22 protein-coding genes and 1 pseudogene are annotated in these 20,352 nt (G+C 42.9%); 3 read left to right on the forward strand and 20 right to left on the reverse strand.

What is annotated here, in order from left to right; genetic code table 11:
* Positions 1-60: 60 nt before the first annotated feature.
* The 3 genes from BM299_RS13495 to BM299_RS13505 form a co-directional block, all read right to left on the reverse strand.
* Positions 61-5,373: a PKD domain-containing protein gene (locus BM299_RS13495; RefSeq protein ID WP_092485283.1), complete on the reverse strand. Its 5,313-nt coding sequence runs from the start codon at positions 5,371-5,373 to the stop codon at positions 61-63.
* A 76-nt stretch (positions 5,374-5,449) separates the two neighbouring features.
* Positions 5,450-6,334 (reverse strand): stalk domain-containing protein, encoded by an 885-nt coding sequence (locus tag BM299_RS13500; RefSeq protein ID WP_165608326.1) that lies wholly within the window; start codon positions 6,332-6,334, stop codon positions 5,450-5,452.
* A gap of 141 nt (positions 6,335-6,475) precedes the next feature.
* Positions 6,476-6,826, reverse strand: a complete 351-nt coding sequence (locus BM299_RS13505) for a hypothetical protein (RefSeq protein WP_092485289.1) — start codon at positions 6,824-6,826, stop codon at positions 6,476-6,478.
* 294 nt (positions 6,827-7,120) lie between these two features.
* On the opposite strand from BM299_RS13505, the gene BM299_RS13510 reads away from it, so the two are divergent.
* Positions 7,121-7,663, forward strand: coding sequence for a hypothetical protein (locus tag BM299_RS13510; protein WP_131820650.1), 543 nt, complete (start codon positions 7,121-7,123; stop codon positions 7,661-7,663).
* An 11-nt stretch (positions 7,664-7,674) separates the two neighbouring features.
* On the opposite strand, the gene BM299_RS13515 is transcribed toward BM299_RS13510, so the two are convergent.
* The 12 genes from BM299_RS13515 to BM299_RS13570 form a co-directional block, all read right to left on the reverse strand.
* Positions 7,675-8,070 (reverse strand): hypothetical protein, encoded by a 396-nt coding sequence (locus BM299_RS13515; protein WP_131820651.1) that lies wholly within the window; start codon positions 8,068-8,070, stop codon positions 7,675-7,677.
* 109 nt (positions 8,071-8,179) lie between these two features.
* The gene (locus BM299_RS13520; RefSeq protein WP_092485298.1) at positions 8,180-8,533 is read right to left on the reverse strand and encodes a hypothetical protein; all 354 of its coding nucleotides are present in this window, start codon (positions 8,531-8,533) and stop codon (positions 8,180-8,182) included.
* A gap of 49 nt (positions 8,534-8,582) precedes the next feature.
* Complete coding sequence (locus BM299_RS13525; protein WP_092485301.1) at positions 8,583-9,002, reverse strand: A24 family peptidase; 420 nt, start codon at positions 9,000-9,002, stop codon at positions 8,583-8,585.
* Between the two features lie 5 nt (positions 9,003-9,007).
* Positions 9,008-9,184: a hypothetical protein gene (locus BM299_RS19440; RefSeq protein WP_165608329.1), complete on the reverse strand. Its 177-nt coding sequence runs from the start codon at positions 9,182-9,184 to the stop codon at positions 9,008-9,010.
* Positions 9,185-9,261: 77 nt separating this feature from the next.
* Complete coding sequence (locus BM299_RS13530) at positions 9,262-10,107, reverse strand: type II secretion system F family protein (RefSeq protein ID WP_165608330.1); 846 nt, start codon at positions 10,105-10,107, stop codon at positions 9,262-9,264.
* A 4-nt stretch (positions 10,108-10,111) separates the two neighbouring features.
* Complete coding sequence (locus BM299_RS13535) at positions 10,112-11,044, reverse strand: type II secretion system F family protein (RefSeq protein WP_092485307.1); 933 nt, start codon at positions 11,042-11,044, stop codon at positions 10,112-10,114.
* On the reverse strand, positions 11,041-12,354 hold the full coding sequence (locus BM299_RS13540; protein ID WP_092485310.1) for a TadA family conjugal transfer-associated ATPase: 1,314 nt from the start codon (positions 12,352-12,354) through the stop codon (positions 11,041-11,043). The genes BM299_RS13535 and BM299_RS13540 overlap by 4 nt, the downstream gene beginning before the upstream one ends.
* Positions 12,317-13,204 (reverse strand): CpaE/TadZ family protein, encoded by an 888-nt coding sequence (locus BM299_RS13545; RefSeq protein ID WP_092485313.1) that lies wholly within the window; start codon positions 13,202-13,204, stop codon positions 12,317-12,319. Before BM299_RS13545 ends, BM299_RS13540 begins: the two co-directional genes overlap by 38 nt.
* Complete coding sequence (cpaB, locus tag BM299_RS13550; protein ID WP_092485316.1) at positions 13,179-13,889, reverse strand: Flp pilus assembly protein CpaB; 711 nt, start codon at positions 13,887-13,889, stop codon at positions 13,179-13,181. The genes BM299_RS13545 and cpaB overlap by 26 nt, the downstream gene beginning before the upstream one ends.
* A 226-nt stretch (positions 13,890-14,115) precedes the next feature.
* Positions 14,116-14,253, reverse strand: a complete 138-nt coding sequence (locus BM299_RS19445; RefSeq protein ID WP_165608331.1) for a hypothetical protein — start codon at positions 14,251-14,253, stop codon at positions 14,116-14,118.
* A 392-nt stretch (positions 14,254-14,645) separates the two neighbouring features.
* Positions 14,646-14,876 (reverse strand): hypothetical protein, encoded by a 231-nt coding sequence (locus tag BM299_RS13565; protein ID WP_092485325.1) that lies wholly within the window; start codon positions 14,874-14,876, stop codon positions 14,646-14,648.
* 151 nt (positions 14,877-15,027) lie between these two features.
* Positions 15,028-15,396: a phage integrase N-terminal SAM-like domain-containing protein gene (locus BM299_RS13570; RefSeq protein WP_092485328.1), complete on the reverse strand. Its 369-nt coding sequence runs from the start codon at positions 15,394-15,396 to the stop codon at positions 15,028-15,030.
* Between the two features lie 339 nt (positions 15,397-15,735).
* On the opposite strand from BM299_RS13570, the gene BM299_RS13575 reads away from it, so the two are divergent.
* Entirely contained in the window at positions 15,736-16,635 is a 900-nt protein-coding gene (locus tag BM299_RS13575; protein WP_092485331.1) for a hypothetical protein, read from the forward strand.
* Here BM299_RS13575 and BM299_RS13580 read toward each other — a convergent pair.
* From BM299_RS13580 to BM299_RS13600, 5 genes are all read right to left on the reverse strand, one after another.
* Complete coding sequence (locus tag BM299_RS13580; protein WP_092485334.1) at positions 16,632-17,387, reverse strand: DNA adenine methylase; 756 nt, start codon at positions 17,385-17,387, stop codon at positions 16,632-16,634. The two genes, BM299_RS13575 and BM299_RS13580, sit on opposite strands and share 4 nt — an antisense overlap.
* Before the next feature lie 36 nt (positions 17,388-17,423).
* Positions 17,424-18,311 carry a sigma factor-like helix-turn-helix DNA-binding protein gene (locus BM299_RS13585; RefSeq protein ID WP_092485337.1) on the reverse strand — a complete coding sequence of 296 codons (888 nt, stop codon included), beginning with the start codon at positions 18,309-18,311 and terminating at the stop codon, positions 17,424-17,426.
* Positions 18,312-18,409: 98 nt separating this feature from the next.
* Positions 18,410-18,727, reverse strand: coding sequence for a DUF5348 domain-containing protein (locus BM299_RS13590; protein WP_092485340.1), 318 nt, complete (start codon positions 18,725-18,727; stop codon positions 18,410-18,412).
* A 47-nt stretch (positions 18,728-18,774) separates the two neighbouring features.
* Positions 18,775-18,945 (reverse strand): aspartyl-phosphate phosphatase Spo0E family protein, encoded by a 171-nt coding sequence (locus BM299_RS13595; RefSeq protein WP_092485343.1) that lies wholly within the window; start codon positions 18,943-18,945, stop codon positions 18,775-18,777.
* Positions 18,946-19,168: 223 nt separating this feature from the next.
* Positions 19,169-19,909, reverse strand: a complete 741-nt coding sequence (locus BM299_RS13600) for an RpnC/YadD family protein (RefSeq protein ID WP_245779780.1) — start codon at positions 19,907-19,909, stop codon at positions 19,169-19,171.
* A gap of 286 nt (positions 19,910-20,195) precedes the next feature.
* Here BM299_RS13600 and BM299_RS20055 point away from each other — a divergent pair.
* Positions 20,196-20,352: pseudogene (locus BM299_RS20055) on the forward strand (IS1380 family transposase); the annotation flags it as partial.

The raw sequence follows: 20,352 nt of genomic DNA on the forward strand, positions 1-20,352 counted from the left end.
CTCGCTAAAAAAAGAACCTCCCCCGGGGATTGTTTTCCCGCGGAGGAGGCCTAGAAATTATTACCTGCTATATCTTATCCTTACTTTGATTTGATCGTAAATATCTCCCTGAATTGCAGCAGTAAGAGGAACCGTAACTGCGTCAGGGGCTAAACTGAAGCGCCTTACCGTAGCCGTAACGTTGTAAACACCGTCAGGCGTTTTTACGTCAGTTAAATAAGTTCCCCTGAAAGTATTGTATTTATTATTTACCGGGCTGTCCGGGGTCAAAGTAATCTCATCACCGTTCCAGAACTTATCTTTTGGAAACTTTACTCTAACCTCTTCAGCAAACCCTTCGGTTTCAACCTTAACATGAATCCTGTAACCGCTCAACGCCGGGTTCGGTGTTATCTCTCCAGTGCCTTTAAGCGGTAGGTGCATTACTTTTACCATATAGTAAACCGGCATTGACAATGCCCCGTGGGAATCCTCTACTATAAGCTCAAACCGCCAATCACCGGCCACATCCGGAGTAACGGGAAAAGTTAGAAATCCGCTTTGCCCTTTTGTCTGCGTCCATGGACCGGCCCAATCCTGGCCGGGTTTTTTATAACGCCAGTAACCACGTTTAACGTAGTCGCCCGGATCAGGGTCATATGAAGATGTACCCCTCATGGTAAACTGCTCGTCGGTATAGACCATGGCCGGCCCGGTAATCACCGCCACCGGCGCGGTATTAGGATCATTCACCTGTATTGTCCGTGTATAAGGAGCGCTCCAAAGACCGTGTTCATCCATAACTTTCAAGGTTACATCGTAACTTCCGGTAGCATTCCAGGTATACGTCGGGTTTTGTTGTGAACTAGATAATTTTTGTGGTATAGCCCATTCTTCGCTTTCAATGTCTTGATTATTTTCAGTGGTACTAAGATATAAATTGGATGGGTAAAATTTTCTACCATCAACTGTGACTTCATAAATTTCAACATATGTTGGTTCAACTATGTAGCTATAATCTGTATAAAGCCTTAATTTTAATTTATTTACATTATAGCTTGCAGTGTTAATTGTATAGTTATAACTTCCATGAGCAGCTCTGATATTTACCCATTCAGAACCATTCCACCCTAATAAATAACCATAGTCATCCCAACGCTCACTATTACCACGAAATTTAACCTCGGTAATTTTACCGTTACCCATCGGCCATTCCCATGACCAATTCCAAGCTACTATCCGATCACCATCAGGATCTACGGAAGCATCAACTAATTTAGTCGGGTTATTTTTCGTAACGTATTCCGGCTCAGTTATAAAATAAGCCTCAGGTGCTCGGTTCTTAACCTCTAAAGTTTGATATGCCCAATCAGACCATGCTCCCAGGGCATCTTGCACCCGTAACCGCACTTCTATTGTCGCGCCAGCAACATCAAAAGTAGCAGGCGGTTGGCTGCTGCTTACCCATACACCCCCGTTTATTCGATACTGCCATTCCTTATTACGAATACCTTTTTTACCCTGTGGGTCGGTATATCGCAAGTCCGGATCATAAGATTTATCGGTATATGAAATGGTCTGCCCAACATTAGGTTCTGTTGTGCTAACTGTGAAAGAAGCTACCGGCGGTCGGTGAACATAAATGCTTGCATCTGCCCAATCTGACCACTTGCGACCGGCCTGCGAATCGGTTTGATACGGTATATTAGGCGGCTCATCTTTGGCCCTGTACTTGACAGTGTAAGTGCCCGCTGAACCGAAAGAAACTGGCGGCGTACTGTAATACCTGGCCGGTACCTGCGCTCCCTGGTTTGATAAAGTGTAGCTCATTAGGTGTTGTGCATCATGGCTAATATACCACTGCTGGTTAATTTTAGGGTCATTTTCAGCATCTTCATAATAAGTTTTAACGGAAAACTCCTGATCAACCAGCAAGACATAATCCGGTTTGAGCTCATAAGATGTTACCCCGGCAATATAATTTGCAAGGTTTGACAGAGGCCCAGCCATATTAGACGCAGTATTAATACAAGTTCCTCCAAAACCCGTTTTATTGATAGCGTCATTAAATTGAGCGTTATTGTTTGTTGGAGTTATGGCCACCAAATTAACCTCGGCAGCTTGCATTTTTGAAATAGCTTCGTCACCATACAAATCATAATCCAGCCAACCGGTATCAGTGACATTGACCAGGAAAGAACCTTGTGAGTTTACGGTTTTAGGTTGAGCTTGGCTACTTAGAAAACCAATACTTGACAAACGGAAATCCGGGTTGTTGGGAATAAATGTTTTAAGTGTCGCAAAAGCTGTGTGCAAGTCATAATCATAAGTAGTTTCAACCCTGTACCTATACCCCCCGGGGCCTATCGTCCATCCATTATACTTAATACCGTTCCCGGCCATTTTATAGTTATATCTATTATAATAATGTTCCCCGCTCTTTTCCGGCAAAGTCTTTATTATACGGGCTTCTTCAGGGTCAACTACAAGGGTGTTATCTTTCCCTATTATGTGTAAAGTGCCATCAAGGGCCTGCATCATGTTGGTATGGTCCCCGACATCTAAACGCCACAATTCATTACCATTATTTACGTCTAACGCAAACAAGTACATAATACTGTAGGGTCTATATGACTCTTCAAAGTAACCGGCAAGAATGTATAATTTATTGCCGTCTAAAATCATATCTGCAAAATCGGTCCATCTTACGCTAAAATCTGTATCCGGCATAGAATAACGCTTAGCGCCATATTTTCGCCAACCATTACCTTCCACAAACTTATACCGTTCATCCCAACGGGGCCAGATACAACCAACCCTGAAAGTCTTTTCACCATCGGTTACAGCAGCCTTATAATTATCTAAACCACTTCCTATGAGATTGCCGTCTTTATCTAAACTGTGAGCCGGAGTATACGAATTTCCATTTGGCGCAACAATATAATACCCATAATCCCAGTCACCGTCCCATTCAGTATCATCATCAGTCCAAACCTCCCACCCGTAAGTTTTATTGTAAGCACTAATATATGCTTGGTATTCTTCATCGTCTTCACCGGAAAAAGCAACTTGTGGGTTGCCGGTAACCGGGTTAATAACAAGACCATTTTGGTTTCTATCCTTACCATACGACAAGCTCTTAGTCCATAACACAGATTTGCCATTTTGATTCATTTTAAAGAGTTTATCCCCTGCCTCAACATACACAGAACCATCGGCAGCAATTGCAATATTTTCACTTGAATAACGGCCTATATTCCCAAGATCATATTCAACTACATGGCCATCTGTCAAATAAGGATATGCACTTTGGTCGTTATTCAGCCAGTTTTTACCACCACTCATCGGCGCACCTTTAATAAGGTTACGCTTTTTAATTTCGATATTGGCCTGTATCCCTTGCTCCCTTAGTTTTTGCGTAAAAAGCCCCAGGTTGGATTCCAGGCTTTGTGCTTTTGCTTCGCTTACATCGTCTACAACGAATGTAACGTCTACTTTGGTATGCGGTAATATATCAAATCCAACCCGGGGAGACACATTAATTACGTTAATAACCTTTTCGGCTAAAGGCTTGTCGTTAGTATTGTCGGTCAACCCGTAATGCGTACCGGCTGCATCTGTAAACTTTTCTGCAACCGCTAGTTCCAACTTATAACGGCCGGTTTGGTAGAATCTTAATTTCGGAGCCGGGTCATTGTTGGAAGATTGCACTATCCTGGCCGATTTACCCGTATTACCGGCGCTTATAACCTCGTCTTCCGCATCGGTATAGCTGCCGTTATTGTTTTTATCGTAGTATAGCTGCCAAGTACGCTTACCTATTGTATCTCCTAACATACCGTCAGGTGCCTGCACCTGGCTGCGGTCTTGGACGGTAACCTGGTAGTTACCTACACTGTAACGTACTGCCGTTTGCGGTACCCAAAAGTCGGCTAACGGTGGTTTATCTGAAACTACCTCAAGCTCAGAATGCGCCCATTCAGAGATTCGTGCCGGCGTTGGCAGGTCCTGAACTTGCAAAGAAATATCCCATGTTCCTGTTTCAGTAAACATTGAAGGGTAACCGGATACTGCGGTACTCCAAGGGTAACGCTGTGTTTTATTCAGCTTTACCGTGCCACTTGGATTTTTTATAATCCAGTGGTTTTTTTGCCAATTAATGCTACGTCCAGGCCCGGACTTGCTTCTGTCGCCGTCAATGCTAACCGCCCGGCCTGTTATTATCTGTCGTGCGCTTTGTGTAATAACAGCAACAGGGTCAATCGGCGCAACGGTTATATCCTTCGCAACTATGTCCGTATCGCCGTCCTCGTCCGTTACTTTGAGACGCACGGTGTATTTTCCGGCGGTCGGCCAGGTAACATCATGGGGGCCTTTGCGGTATTTCACACCGATTCCGTCTATCTGCCATTCCCAGGTTACGATTTTTTCGCCGCCGCCGATTGTGCTTGCATCAGTCAGAGTTACTTCTTCTCCCTCCATTGGGGCAAAATTGGAGGCGTTGAAATCGGCAATCGGTTCGTAATCAGGCGGCTCCGGTGGTGCCGGCGGGTCGGGCGGTGTAGGCGGCGTTGGTGGTGCCGGTGGTCCGGAAGCCGGGTCCTCCACCACGGCTATACTATGGGTTATTACAGTTGTCCTATTTACGCCATCAGTAACCCGGAGTTCCAAGTTCACGTTCTGGCCAGGGCTTTTATTGATTGTATAATTTATTGACTTATCCTTAAAAGAAGGGCTGGTCAAGGTTTCCCCGACCAGCCATTGCCCATCAGCGTAAAGGTTATAGGATATTTTATTTGAATACCGGCCAGTTACCTTTGACCAGCCGGTGGCGTTTATGGTTATTGTATCACCCTTACGGGCCTGGGTGGGTGCGGAGATGAAAGCTTCGGGTTTTTTTGTAATGCCGATGGTAAAAACTTTATTTTTTCTGTCCCAAATAACCATGTTTGTACCACAGAGTTCTGCCAGACCACGAATATGAATACGATTGGCACTATAGTTCTGGAATTTTATGTTGTTTCTGTAGTTGGGGGCCTGTGATAGCACAAAATCAGGGTTACCATTTATTTCTTGCGACCAAGCACCAATCTGTGACCAATTGATCATGTTATAGCCTTCGTTAGCTTCGTTAACTCTCTCAAAGTACATGGTATTACCTAAACTTTTTCCGGACATATCTTTACCAGTAGCCTGTTGCATATATTTGTAATTACCTTCTTTAACTAGACTAAACATGCCAATAGGCGTTATATAAACTAAGTTGCCTGATGCCAAACCCGGTAAATCGCTTTTATTATCATTTACAAAAGCGCCAACCATGTCAACGATTAACAACTGAAATATAAAAATTATAGTCGTAATGATGGTAACGTGTTTTTTACATTTAACCAAAATTTCACCTTCTTTGTATTTCACATGAAATCAAACTAAAATTTAAAGCCCTATAATTAGGGCTTTAACAGGATTTTCATGTTTTTTGGGGAGTTGTCACGGTAACCCAAGTGCCGTGTGTTACGTTTTTAAAATTGACTTCGTAACCCAGGCTTTCAGCAGCCAAGCGCAGCGGGATATATACCCTGCCATCTTTGATTTGGACGTTATCACTACCGGGCTTAAAATTAATTTTTTTGCCGTTTGCTTCAATCAATGCCATGTTACGATCACTATCCCAAGTAATTTTAGCGCCCAGATGGTCGAACACGCCGCGAAGGGGGATGTACGTTACACCGTTATTCGCGTAGGGCTTGCCATCCAGATACCAGGGCTCGCACTTATCAAGAGAATATAGGGCGGCCACTCGGTTGTTCAGCCACAAACCAACCGTTTTTTGTCCTGTCGGTGGTGTAGGAATAAATTCGGCTCGTTTTGATTCTGGAATATAATAATCAAATCCCCAGCCAAGACCATCTTTTTTGTCTTGTTGCCAGGTTTCTATAGGAATACCGCTAACGTTATATACTTCGCTCTCTGCTACATAAGTAATACCCTCATACACTCTAGCGGCTTCCCTAAATACCCACTCATATCCACAGTTTTCCAACACAAATATAGTCTCATTAGATTTATAGCTGTTGTCTTGTATCAGACCTCGTAAAACAAGACTATGCGATCCTATTATCTTGTTTTCTGGTGCCTTTTCATCTTCGGAAAAATAGCGTGCAGTTTTTAAGTCAATCCATACCCAGCCATTGTCATCAACACGTGTGTATTTATCTGCATACCATCCCTCTTGTCCAGGTACTAAATAACCGTTTATATCAGTTTTTAGCGGTAACTCCCCAGCCCAGGCCGGAACCGCCGAAGCAACTAACAGCAAAATAAAAATCAGGGGAATAAGCAAAGATTTTCGCACATCACATGCCTCCTTCAGTTTTGGTATATTATACCACGGGATACAACCTCCCAGGTGATTTTCGCGCCCAAGTGGTCGAAGTTTGCGGGAACCCACATGACATCTTGCGGGTTATCTATACCATTTATCAATAGATTTATATCACCTTCCTTTTTCTCTAAAATACCACCTGACCGACCACCTGGGTATTACCAGGTTATACCATTCCTCCGCGTATTTTTTCCCCAAAACAAAAAAGCTGGCCATAACGGATGTTATCAACCAGTACCAGACGGAAAAGTGGAAAGATGGCGGGAATATACTGTTATAAAAAAACATCGGCAGCAAACCGGGTATTATAACCATCAGTAAAATTGTTACAGCCTCCCACAACATTCCGCGGCTGTCCTTTTCACGCTCCCATTCCCATGTTTCCGTTTCTTTGCCCGACCAGGGGTGCGGCCCTTTGAATGAGCGGGTTGCCCGCCAGAAAATTACCCTCCGCCCGACCACCGCGCCTCCTGCCATACACACAAGTCCCATTACAAAATGCAAAGGTATTGCAAAAAGATACCACACAAGGAAAGAATGTGGCAATGTTAGAAGTGGAAATTCACGAAAGAGAGGCGTTGCCGTATGCGAAGGTGGATCAATAATAAGGACGATAAAACCTATGATACAAGCTATAAACTTGAAGAAGACATCTTTGTAGAATATAAAAACAGCCCTGTCGTCCTCAATGAACTCCGCGATCCCCTTGGGCATGAATGTTTTAGGCTGTCCCCTTTTTACCGGGCCGGTTATTTTTTGGAAAAAACTTTGTTTATTATCCTCGCAGCAATTTTGCTTATGATTATTTGTTCCAGTAAAATTTCCTTCAATATTTTCTGGTTTACTATCATCACTTTTATTCTTTTGGTCCGGGCTTTGGTCAACTATGTTTGGTTGTCGGCACCGGCCGGAAGCCTCGCTTTTTTGAGACCCGGTCTCAAAAAAGGCACCTGGCATATTAACATGGGATTTCTGGCTTGGGTCATTTACAACAGGCATATTTCCCGCAGAGATTATATTATGCGGGACTTCGCCAGGATTCTGCGGGTTGCCTACTTTGATCGTAGAATCAAAACTATTACAGTTACTACCTGGTTGTTTAAACCGGACAATATCCCCCAAAATTTCCCTCCTCTCAAAGGAAAAAATAAATTGTGCGGCTGTACAAAGATTCTCCATGCAGTCCCTGTTTATTTGATGTTCAGGTTGGCCAATTTAGGCTACCCGAAATCAGGAAAGAGAAAACGTTCTCCGTTGAGTTCACCTTGGTACTGCTATACGTGGGAATTCCACAGGTAAATCGTTATCAATCAATCCAAAACACCATCCGGCATATCGGTCGTTATGGCCACCGGTAAGTTTACAGAAGTAAACAGGCCGGAAAACACCGGCTGCACCGGCATTATAATACGCGAATGGACTGATACTTCTTCTACAATATTTCCAGTGCTGTCCGTTGCCGGCAATTCGTTTTGGTTATATATCTCAAACGATACGACCGTAACCTGCCCGGAGGCCATAGAACCGGGCAGCGGGTTTAATGAACCGTCAAGCTTCAGGTTGCTTTGCAAATAGGCAAGGAAGGTATTTTGACCCGGCGTTTCATTTATGTATAACTTACCGTCCGCCAGCTTGCCGGTGTCAACCTCCTTGTAAACGGCCATATTGCTAAAGTCCAGTGCCTGTTTGATTGCCTCTCGCCGCACGTACAAATACCCTATGTCAAATATTAAGGCAAACATCATAACCCCGGTCATAATCACTGCAAGGCCAATTATGGTATTTGCATTTCCTTTTTTATTACTTAAAAAACAGCTACTTTTCAAAATAGAAACTCACCGACTTTCCGCTTGTGCTCATGGTGCGCAGCTCATCTGTTTTCGTTATTAAAAAGCCTGAAAAGCTGTACTTGTCATAAGTGTAGTTATAACTCATTGACAGCTCAACATCTCCACCATAGTCAACCGGAGCCGGAGTAGCAGAAATTTGAATATTGTTCATATCAAATCCATATTCAGCCAGTTTGTCAAGCGCTTCCTGGTGTATAGCCGGTGTCATACCCCCGGCCAGTTCCATTTGCAATAGTGTTTCTCTTTGCACTTGTAACAAGTTGAAGTAGTCAACCAAGGTAAACACCGGCGGCATTAGATTAAATACAACAAGCATCATAAGCATTAAAACTGCTATAAAACCAAGAGATTCACCGGTGCCGGTTTTGCTACTGAAAAATATTGCTGATCACCTCACAATGCGCCAAAATTAACCCGGCAAATATAGCCACGGCATACGGCACATCCACTTTCCAAGTCTTTTTTTTTAAGATGTAGTACGCAAACAACGGCAGTGATGCAATCAGGCTGTAGAAAAACACCCAAAACCCAAACTGCACACCGTCCACCAGCGCAATACCCATAAAAAGTTTCAAGTCACCGCCACCGAAAACGTTGGCCCGGAAAAACAACTCACACAGCAAAAAACCAACGGCAAATACAACCAGTGTGTAAAACAGCCCGTGCCGGGCCAAGCTCAACGCAAGGCCCAGCACGAGATACGGCAGTGTCAACCAGTCGGGTATTATCCTTAATCTCAAATCATATACAGAAGCCACAGCACACACAGCAATCGTAAACGCAAACATAACGTCTATTGAATTTGACTGGTTAGTTGGTTTCCCACGAAATCGAATACACTGCCGATAGCATCACCAATATTGTCCAGGTTGGAGAAAATGGCAAGCGCAATAAAAGCAATAATAGCCACGGTTTCAATTGAAGGCGTACCTTTCCGGTTATTCAAAAAAGTAAAAACCTTAGTCAACAAACCCCTCATCTCCTTTTAAATAGTTTTTAGTTTATATTTGGATAAAATGGTACGGACTATCAGTATCCCACCCCCTCTCAATGTTGAAATAGGCTATCGCTTAACAAACGCAGTATCATTGGTGTCCCAACAAGAAGCATAATATTGACCACCATAAGCACGCTCACCAATGGCAGGAAATTTGCCCTGTTCTGGGTGCTTTTTTTCTGGTCATAGTTCATCCGGGTCTTGAGCATTGCACTCTGTCGGGCCAGCAAGGTTTTTATTCTGCCCGTCTGTTCGCCCTGTTTCAAGGCCAGTATCATATTATCCACTTCGTCCAAACCTACACGCCTCGAAAAATCTTCCAGAGAACTGTCCAGATCCATTGTCAAGTTATAAAAAGCGCTGAGCCGTGCAACCTCTTCACGCAGCGGCCCATGTAACCTGTCAGGTAAAGCTGCCAGCGTCTTTGGCAATTGAGCGCCGCTGGACAGCGATTTCCTAAGAAAATCAATCATCTCCGGAAGTTCTTCCAGCATCTGTTCCTGTCTTTTCTTACCTCCCAGCCAGATAAGCGCATCGGGAGCCATAAATCCTCCCAACCCGTAAAACAAAAGCGGCCATCCATTTTTACCGAAAAAAATTGCGCAAACCGCTGCAATAACTATCTTTGAGGCGTAAAAAACGGCCGGATTTTCCCCTATATATTTGGGATTACCGGCGCGAGCAAGGCGGTAGCTTATTTCATTTTTGCCTCCGTACCAACTCAGGAGCCTTTCGGCCAAAGGCAGCAAACCACCCCCTTTCCTGCGACTAATGCCCAGCTCCTTTTTCAGCCGCCACATACTGCGCTTTTTGCTTGTAAGTTGCCAGATCTCGTTTACCGCCACCGTCAAAGAAAAGGTCAAAATAAAAAACGGCCATGCGGCCCAGTTTTGCATAGTATCACCTCTCATCATTAAACCCGACCATGGCCCGCGTAAAATATCCGGCTATTATAAAAATTACCACCATAGCGACAACCACCATCTTGCCAATGGCGGAATCGATTAAAAACCGCATAATCTCCGGCTGGGCCTTTGACAGAGCAAAAAGCGTCATAAAGTAAACCCCTACTAAAACAAAGAAAACTATAACTGCGCTGAAGGTGGCAGCGCTCCTTTCGACTTCAGCCATTTCTCTATCGTATGTTCGCTTTACAAGGTCGCTGACGGCGGAATGAAAATCGCCTCCGTGCTTCATATAAAAAAACATATCATCAAAAAAATCATTTAATATCCGTTCAGGTAGCCGCGATTTCACTGTCTCAATACAGGTCTGTGCAGCAACACCATGTTTTATGCTGTCCACAAACCAAATCACCTCCCTTTTGAGAGGGTTTTTAAGGCGATCGCCAAGCTGTTCAAGGGCTATAACGGGATCGCCATATGTGCCGTACATATTGCCCACAGCCAAAAGGAATTGCGGGGTTTGTCGTTTTAGCTTCTTTTGATTCCGCTTATAATCAATTTGCAGCAATTGGTAGGGTACTGTTGCGCCCACACAGCCCAGAAGAATACCGGCAATCGGGTTTTTCAGAAGCGCTGTTGCGGTAACAATTCCCAGCAGAAAACAGGCAATAGTTACACAGAAAAAATGCCACGCCAAGAGTGGCTTTCCACCCGGTCGCAAGCTGGTAACCCGGAGCATTTTTTCCAACGTATTCGCAATTCCTCTGGTGCGTTTATGCTGCCTAATTGCCGCCATGATCTGACGGTCGAACATAGCTCTCACCTTGTTATATTCAAGGCGGTGGCTTTTCCAAACAGCAATACCCCACAGATAATAAAAGAAAAAAAATAAAGCTGCCGTATTCAACAGAAAAAGGCAGACTTTCATATTTTCACACCTCTTTGCCAGAACAACTTTCTCAAGTTGCTGCTTATTGAACAGAAGCGACAGTTTAATCTTCCATCCTCAGCCCTTTCCGTTACAAAAACGGGGTTAAGAATTACGTCGTTCTTGTTTTCATCAAAACCGTCAACGCTTGTCACTTCAACAACCCGGTAGTTTTCGATATAAATTATCAGATCAACACTTTGGCTGATAATGCGCTTTAGCTGCGTATATGACAGGGGTTGATTAGCGTACATCATCATTACCGCCAGTTGCTCAATGGCGTTATACGTATCATTGGCATGAATAGTGGTAAGCCCTCCATCGTGCCCGGTTCCGAACGCCCGTAGCAGAGTAAAAGCTTCTTTGCCCCTCAGCTCTCCGAGAATGATTCGGCGCATTGCCATACGCAAGGCGTTCCTAACCATATCTTCCATCTCTACGCTGGTATCCTCTTCACCTGACTTCTTTTTAGCCTCCAAAGCTACCAGGTTATGCAGACGAAGCATAAGCTCTTCCTCTTCCTCCAGCACCACTACACGTTGGTTGGGTGGAATAAACTGCTCCGCCAAAAACCTTAACAAAGTTGTTTTACCGCTGCCGGTGGGGCCGGCTATCAGCAAGTTGAGCCTGGCTTCGACTGCTTTTTGTTGAAAATCCAGCACTTCTTGCGTAAATGTGCCGTTTTGCAGGAAGTCCTCCAGTGTAAAGTTATACACTGTATGTTTCCTAAACGTTATATAAGGTATTTTGGCTACCGGTGATATGCCGGCATTTATACGGAGCTTGTTTTTCACATCCCGGGCATCAACCAGGGGGATACCGGAATGAATTTTCCGTCCGCACCTTACTAATACAGACCGGATGTACTGCTCCAGGTGGTTATTATTCTTCCAATGCACTTCAGGTATGAAAATGTCTTCACCCTTAACGCGTTTATAGACGTTGTCGGGGCCGTTGACAAAAATATCGGTTATTTCAGGGTCGTTTATATACGGCTGAAGGATTCCGTATCCAAGTATGCTGTCCATTACTTTTGTTACCGTTTCCCGGGTTGAGCAAGCCCTTCCCAGCCCGGCCCCCAAATCGACTATTGTTTTCTCTACCACATTTTCAAGAACTTGTACTTCCTTTTCGCCTCTACTCACCTGATTTACCAGATCACCGTAATCAGTTGTTATCTTTTGAGTTATGGTTTGAATAATATTGTCTACTTGCTCTGTATGGCCAGGGGCAACCGACTCAATGCACTTGTTCTCCCGGCCTCTTTTTCGCCTATATACTTCTTCCTTCAAATCGACTGCCGCGCCCAAGTATCCGCACCCCCGCTTTTTTCGGTTTCAATCTCATACCTTTTTCAGCAGAAAGTTTATTGTGTTGAATGCCGGTCAAAGATAACATCATGTAACATAAATCAGGTTTAACTTCCGGCAGACCGCATTCTTCAAGATCATTTAACTTTCTTATAACGCCTGCAACGGGGAACTGAAGCAGATTCGCTGTTTCTTTAGCCGTAAAGTTCCCGTTCGCATACATATTTTGCACTACCCTGATTTTTTCAGCGTCAAAGCATAGTCTTTTGGTAAGAAATTCAAGGAAGCGCCGGACATGTCTGATATAACTAGCCCTGCCGATTACCGGTATTATTATCACGTCGGCAATATCCAGGGCCGCCAGCGTGGGGGCAAGGTTAATCTCTCTGCCGGCATCTACGATCACATAATCAAATTCTGTTTTCAGAGCGCTTAGCAGACTGTCCATAACATTATTGTCAAACTGATCTAAAGACAAAACGTCTGTCAAACCGCCAAGATGATAAACATTCTTGTAATCCCTCACTGGAGTGATAGATTTTATAAACCTTTTGGGGTCAAAATCTCCCCTGAATATCATCTCTGCCACTGTATTCAGGTTCATCCCTTCAGATGGTAAGTTTGGCGTAAATAGATCAAAATCCGCAAGACATATTCTTGCACCCGCCAGCTCTTTTGACAATACAGCGGTAAAGACACTTGCAAGCATGCTCTTTCCCGTTGCCTTCGGTGACCAAAATGTTATAACCGCAGGTGTCTTACTTTCCTCAAACTGATATTTTAATTGTTTCTCTTCAATCACAAGTGCATTTTCTTTCTCTTTTTTAATCCGAGGAAGGTTTAGTTTCACCTATAAGCCCTCCCATTGAATTTTGACTTATTACAGGCACGTTTACAGATTCGCTGCCGGGCTTATATTTAGCCAGTGAAAGCAAGCCGGTGTTAACGGCCAGATTGAGCTTATTGGCCTGCTCCGCCGTTACAAGAAGTTCCACAACCGCAGGCGTTGCTTTTTCCCCTATTTTATTATCTTCAAGCGTTTTTTTATCTATTTCATTACCTGCCGAATTAAGCACTCTGTTAATTAACACACCGGTTAGAATCTGCTCACTTCTTGCAGCACTGTTTTCGCCACCGAAAAACCAGTACACGTCAACCATATCCCCCTTCATTATCTTGCCCGCACTGGATAAACTAACCGGAACGGGGTATATCCTGTGCTCCGGCTTTTCAGCCACTGTTTTATGGTCGGCCAGCATTTGCGGAATTAAATATTGCCCGGGGTAAATGTTATAGGCTGCAATTTTACCGGTTGGGAATTCATTTAATGCTCCCCGGGGTATGCTGTCAACAGGTGCCTTCTTAGTTAAAAGACTGGCGGGGCTAATTTCTTCATTTTGGTGAATTATTTCTTTAACTACTACCGCATGCCGGTATTCAACCTTGTTTACCCCCTGGGCACCGCGGAAAATAAAAAAGCTGGCAGAGAGAGCAATTAATAGCGACGTACCAAGGCGTAAGTAATGTTTATTCATAATTTCACCTCCCGTACATTTCTTGCTTTTAAACAAAACACGAAAAAATCAGCTCCTTTCTTAAAACCAATCCCCATAAAAAAACAAAAACCGGATTTAACCGGTCTGTTGTCTTTTTGATATACGGTTGGACAGTTTATGATTGCTTTGGCATTGGAGCCATTCTGAGTTCGCATGATCCATCTTCCAATGGCCTCTTTATCATTTCCCTTTCAATGAATGGCTTTTAATCAGAAAAGCTCACCAACTCACTGTTAACCTTTACATTAATGTTGTATTCCAGGCTTGCAGCATCCGCGTCGTGCCCGGTTATAAAGGTAGTAAGGAGCGCAAGAACCATCACTAACACGATAAATCCTCTCATATTTTTTCAACCTCCCAGGATATTGTTGAATTATTATCCACCCTATACTTTTAGACGCACAAACAAATGTTTTGGTTCCCTTTTTCACCTCCTGAAAACAAAAAAAGGCCGTCCTATGCCTTCTTTAACTGAACTAATATGCTATTTCCGGTTAAATCCAGATGCAGAACGTATTTAAAATCACCAGGATTGTTCGTGTATAAAGGTAATTTTATCTAAAATGAATATAGGCCTTCCCTGTTGGGTTAAGCCCATACTAATAAGTCTTACATTTAAACCGGATGTCTGTATCTCATTCTTAATGCTGGAAATATAATGACTAAAGTTCTTATATTTTTCAAGAGGACATTTTTTTGCCGAATCAATAATATCCTTTGAAGTAACTACCTGACTCATTTAACCATTTTTCCTATTGTTAGATATAAAGTGGCCCAGTTGTTAGCATCAGCAGCCTCAACCTCAGTATAGCATCGTGAGTATCTTTTTGTAATAAATTCATCTGAAGTCATTTTATATTTTTGTTCATAATGCCGGATTAAGCTTTTTGCTTCAGAGATTTGTGTCTTATATTTTTCATAAGGGTTGTTATAACGATTAAATAAACTCATCAATCTACGAAGCATCGTGGGCCACCACCTTTCTAATTATATCTAGATTTTACAGGGCAAGATTTTATAGGCCTTACCTATATTTTAAGAGATTTTTAAAATATTAACAAGTAGCTCGTTCTCGAAAAGCTTCTTATCAGACTAATTTTCTCACGTTTTCCTCATTTTAAAGCCCTTCCTTCGCCTTGCACAGATTCGTGCAAGGTTTCCCGCCTCTTGGCGGAGGCTTGGCGAGCGTTACCGGTCCCACCGAAGTCTTGCCGGCACTTCTCGCCCCCGGGTACCGAATCGCCCGAAAAAGTAAGACCGGTAACAACCCGGTCAAATTTAATTGTGCACCGATTTTTATTTTTTCAACCAATTGCCTGCGGTAATCGGCCACATCCAATGGAGTTATAGCGGCTGCGTCAAACTCTCCATGAACCTGCTCCACCCACCTGGCAAACCGGCGCATCGTGGTTATATAAGAATTTACTGTACGTTTAGACAACCCCCGGCCTTGCAAGTGTGTTTTGAAGCTATATAAGATTTCCACTTTATCTCCCTCCGGTGATTTCCTTATACGAAGAAAAAAACCCCCGTTAACAGGAGGTTTTTTAATACTTATACGTAATTTTTTAGGCTATTTTTTCGCATAAGACCTCTTATGTGATTTTTTTTATATGACATAATTCGACCTTTTAAGCATAATTTATATGCTAAAATTATAATTAACTAGGCTAATCGCTATTATTTATTTTTACCAATAAGAACAAAATCATGATAATGATTAAAATTACATAAAGCGGCTTATATTCATCATACATATTAGTAAACATATCAAACAATACATTATTATTCATTATGCTAAATCACCACCAGAAAGGATTTTACCATGTTCGAGCAGATTGACCAAAAAATAGTGCTTTTTACATATACACTAACAGCTACACTTTTGTTTAAGTTCATATATAATATTTTTAATACAGTAGGAATGATAGATGTTCAAAAATTTTTATCTTCAAAAGATAAAAAATTTTTTTTAATAGTTAATGAATTTTTAGGAATAACAATACTTATGATATCCATGACTACATCTTTTCTAGCTATTTTCAATGAGCACAACTGGATAACAAAATTTTTAAAAAATCCAAATACTATAATCTATCTAATTGCCATAAACTTAATATTATTAATAATAACATGGCTTTTAGGTGCAATTTATATAATACATCAAGAGATGTCACGAACTTTTATTAAAATCAATATTTACAAAAATCTACATACATATCTTGAAGCAATTGAAAACCTTACAAAAAGAACACACCCATATCTCAACGCAATAACTTGCCTTTCCTGTCTTTTATTTTTTCCGGTTTATTCAGCAAACTACATAGTCTACCTAATAAATAAGTACTCACTATCCACAAAAATCGAACAATGCATTGCTTTCAATCTTTTAATGTATATTATAGCTTACTTAATATACAGATTTTATTTATACCAAGAAACATTGTACCGCAAACCTACATTTAAAATAGTAACCATAAAAACTAATGATGGACAGGTTTTTCATGATTTATACCTATACAATCATGATGATAAGCATATATTTCTTGGTAGCGAGCCTAATCATATTACTTCTAATGAATACTTAGTTGTGAGCAAAGAAGCAATTAAATACTATCTAATTAAGTTGGAAATATATAGTTGGGGTAAAAAAGTAATTTCAGAACATGGAAGCTCAATTTATGACTTAAACATAGAGAGACCTAGTAATATAATTAAGTTCTAATTAATTGCCCTCGTGGTACGGCGCATCCAGTGTTTTAACCTGTTATCGTACAACCCACACTCATAGTGACTTATTAAGACTGGACCCGGATGCTCGTCTAACGCATCCAGTAGTTTTTCGTGGGCTGCTCTGTCCATTTCCTTTGCGTATATCCGCTTAGACTTGGTCTCAAGAAGATAAGGCGGGTCAGCATAAATCAATACATCCGGCTTTCGGTATCTCTCAATTAGCTGCAGGGCTGGCTGACATTCAATCTGTACCTCTTTAAGCCTCTCGGCAACAGCAAGAATCTTAGCCGGTATTTGGCTCCAAACTTTAGGTTGACTGCTTCCCCTGCCTTTTCCGGTGATATTGTTCCTCCAGCCGGTTCTGTCGCTGGTTTTTGAACCATAAGCCATATGCATTCTGACTAGAAAGCGTCGGGCATCCTCCAGCGGATCACCGGTTCGAACAAAAGTTTCCATTATTCCACGTTCCGGAAGGATATCCTCATACTCTTTCCGTGCCCAGGGCGTCCATTGAATCGCCTCGGCCAGGGCTTCCGGCATTTCCCTGATTACTCGAAAAAGGTTGACAACGTTCCCGTCCAAATCATTGATAGTTTCAAACTTGGCCGATTTTTTACAAAAAAATACTGCCCCGCTGCCGAAGTAAGGCTCAAGATAAACCTCATGCTGTGGTATATGCTCAATTATCCAGTCTGCTATTGACCATTTACTCCCTGGGTATTTCAGTACTGCTGTGGTGTTCATTTTCATCACCTGCCATGTCGTTATGAACAACCGTATTTATCTCGCTTTCTTTACCGGCTGCGCGCCCCAGATAATAATTTTTGCCAACCGGCTATTAACAGCACCAGCAGAACGCCCCAAACGCTCACCAATTTCCTTGTAAGTCAGTTTGTTTTCCCTGAACATCCTACGTAAGGCGGCGTCTTCTGCAGGTGTCCACCGCATGCGCTCTCTTGGGTGTCTGGATTGATCCTGTTCGAGTTTCGACCGAAACCATTCCGGACCTTTTCTGGCTTCAGCGATGCGGTCACTATAGTCCAGTGCTACTTGCACTACGAAGTCCATGAATCTATCACGAAGCATTGCCGGCACTTTACGTTTAACTACTCCCTCGGAACGTTTTACTTTAGTTTTCTCGACTTCAAGCTCTTTGGCGCGAATGGCTTTTATAACACTCTTGGCCTTTCTCGCGTCCCATTTATCAGGGTTTTCTCTGAGAAATCTCTCAAGTTCTTTGGGAGTGATTTGTTTAATTCTCCCCTTTTTAGTTTTTGATCGGGTTGCCTTAATCAACCCTTGTTCGATGTAGCGCTTTAAGGTTTGGTGGTTGATTCCGGTTATCTTTTCAATCTCGCTTTGATTGAAATAGCCCGGGTTATAAACGGGACCAAGCTTGAGCTTTTTTGCTTTTTTCTCAACACTGTCAACGGATCTACTAAGTTTCCGGGCAATGGCCTTTACCGTCATTTTGCCCCAGTTTTTACGAAGGAAATTAACCTCATCCTCACTGTACTCGGCTTCTCTATCACGGCGGATGCCGAGAACGCCGGCCATACCTGAAACACTGTTCACATCTCGCCCCATGGCCTTTGCGACCGCCGTCGGGCCACATGTCTTATAATGATCAATCAGGTATTGCAGTTCACAAATTGACCAGCATGACATAAATAATCCCTCCCGCAGTGCTTGTTAAAAAAATAGCCCCGGGTGTTATCATCCCGGGGCAGTTTTAGGGAGAGAAGATGGAAATTAGTAATTAGTATTTACTTTTTCGAATGCCTTACCCGGATTCCCGTGGGCATAACAACATATACCCCCTGCCCCAAAGGGGCTGCATAGCCAATGTATAAGTGCGCTTTGGGGTTATCAGAACTTAGGTTGGCTTCATACCTGCCAGCCAGCCAGTTCCTAGCTTCAAAATGCTCCCCTTCGTTATCCGGCACCCATTCACCAAGTTGGACTTCAAGTGAAGAGCCGCAGTGCAAATCGTAATGACTGCCATCACCAAGCAATATATAATGCCGCCATCCGCCGGCGGTTTTCTTGACCTGCAATGTTCCCTCAAAATAAGCAGTATCCAAATTAATCAACTCCTTTTACAAAACCTTTCCTCCCGGAACCAAGTTATCTAATTAGATGTACCTTGATCAAAAGCAAGCATTTTTTGAGCAGCCACAATGTAATTATCCAACTCCTGGCTAATTATAAGCGCTTCCTGGCTTGTATAAGATTCATACAGTCTACAAAGTTCAGAACGCAACTCTTCAACTTTTTCTAACGCTTCACTCACGTTTTTCATAAACTACCTCCCGGATTTTGCTAATAGCTATAAAAAATAACCCCGGGCTTTACGTCACCCGGGGTTATTCAGGGAGAGGAGGTGTTTAGTAAAAATCTCTGTGATATTGAAAAAGAAAAATCACTGCCACATCTAAAGAAAAAACCCTGCCGGATAACGGCGGGGTTAGTTTCTTTCAGCGCTTCATCAACAGCAGCTGTAAATTGTTCTAAACTTTTTACTGTTAGTTTTTTAGTGACCTGGAGAACTCTTCAATTGTTTCAGCATTTATAACTTTACGAATCGCATCTTTAATAGCCGTCACATCTTTAAGCTCCGACAATTGGCTGCGTAAATCATCCGGCACCTTACCAAATTTGGCTTCTAACATATCAAAAAGCGTATCCAATCTGCCCTTAACTTCACCTCTGGCTTCACCCCTGGCTTCCCATTGTTCGCGGATACCATCGAATAGCGGAAGGTTTTCCAATTTACTCACCTCCAGGACTTTTAGAATTAGCTCCTTTGAGAACTTCAAAGACGACAGCGCGGCAAGGGCTACGTAAAGGGTTGCTCTCTCGTCTTGCGCCGCGACTTCACTTTCCAGCCGCACCGCACATTTTTCCAGAACCTGTTCAGGCGGATCGTCCTGCCGCATTAGCGGCACCAGCGGTAAAAGACCCACCGGCCCCCGGTAAAGAAAATCCCTGCCGGTTATGTCCTCCAGGTTGATCATGCGATAGTTAAAGTCAACCACTGTCAATTCCAAACAATCCATTGTGTATCGCTCGGCCTGCCGGCCTTTGCCGGTCAGGTTAATTATTACCGGGTATACCGGCTTATCGTGTCGGCAGTGGTGCATGGCGGTGTACTCTAAAAGCCGCCCGGCCATCTTTCGATCCGGCCTGGCTTGAAATTCCACCAGCATTAAATACTCGTAATCGTTCTCGCGTATCTTAACTAACGCATCAGAAGTGCGTTGCACGGCTACGGCTTCTTTATCAACGGGTTCAATCCGCTCGGCCTATACTTCCACACCGCGCACCAAAGCGGCTATATGGCTCATGTAGCGTTCGGTCAGGGCCTTGATAATTAAATCATACTCGGCCAAGGACATCATCCCTTTCTGGTGCAATTATATTATTCATGGGCCATTCCCTGAATCCGTGAACTAAATATTAGAAAACCGCCCATAACAGGTGAAATATTTAGTATAATAAAGATACGCTAAGATAATTAAGATACTAATATTTCACCTGTGGGGTGCACACATGAAATTCATCATAGAACAATCTAACGAATACCTTACTACTCATTCCGGGCTTACATTTGTAGGTGCTCTTATTGCTAAAACCGACCTAAAAAAGCGACTTGATAAATCAAGAATACCAGGTGTATATACACCAAATATATCACATGGTGATGTGG

The organism is Desulfoscipio geothermicus DSM 3669 (assembly GCF_900115975.1).
Taxonomy (GTDB): Bacteria; Bacillota; Desulfotomaculia; order Desulfotomaculales; family Desulfallaceae; genus Desulfoscipio; species Desulfoscipio geothermicus.

What these genes read in the sequence shown, in the direction of transcription:
- BM299_RS13520 (WP_092485298.1), bottom strand. Translation starts at nt 8,533, where the DNA reads ATGATGCTTGTTGTATTTAATCTAATGCCGCCGGTGTTTACCTTGGTT.
- BM299_RS13525 (WP_092485301.1), bottom strand. Translation starts at nt 9,002, where the DNA reads ATGTTTGCGTTTACGATTGCTGTGTGTGCTGTGGCTTCTGTATATGAT.
- BM299_RS13530 (WP_165608330.1), bottom strand. Translation starts at nt 10,107, where the DNA reads ATGCAAAACTGGGCCGCATGGCCGTTTTTTATTTTGACCTTTTCTTTG.
- BM299_RS13535 (WP_092485307.1), bottom strand. Translation starts at nt 11,044, where the DNA reads ATGAAAGTCTGCCTTTTTCTGTTGAATACGGCAGCTTTATTTTTTTTC.
- cpaB (WP_092485316.1), bottom strand. Translation starts at nt 13,889, where the DNA reads ATGAATAAACATTACTTACGCCTTGGTACGTCGCTATTAATTGCTCTC.
- BM299_RS19445 (WP_165608331.1), bottom strand. Translation starts at nt 14,253, where the DNA reads ATGAGAGGATTTATCGTGTTAGTGATGGTTCTTGCGCTCCTTACTACC.
- BM299_RS13565 (WP_092485325.1), bottom strand. Translation starts at nt 14,876, where the DNA reads ATGCTTCGTAGATTGATGAGTTTATTTAATCGTTATAACAACCCTTAT.
- BM299_RS13575 (WP_092485331.1), top strand. Translation starts at nt 15,736, where the DNA reads ATGTTCGAGCAGATTGACCAAAAAATAGTGCTTTTTACATATACACTA.
- BM299_RS13580 (WP_092485334.1), bottom strand. Translation starts at nt 17,387, where the DNA reads ATGAACACCACAGCAGTACTGAAATACCCAGGGAGTAAATGGTCAATA.
- BM299_RS13585 (WP_092485337.1), bottom strand. Translation starts at nt 18,311, where the DNA reads ATGTCATGCTGGTCAATTTGTGAACTGCAATACCTGATTGATCATTAT.
- BM299_RS13595 (WP_092485343.1), bottom strand. Translation starts at nt 18,945, where the DNA reads ATGAAAAACGTGAGTGAAGCGTTAGAAAAAGTTGAAGAGTTGCGTTCT.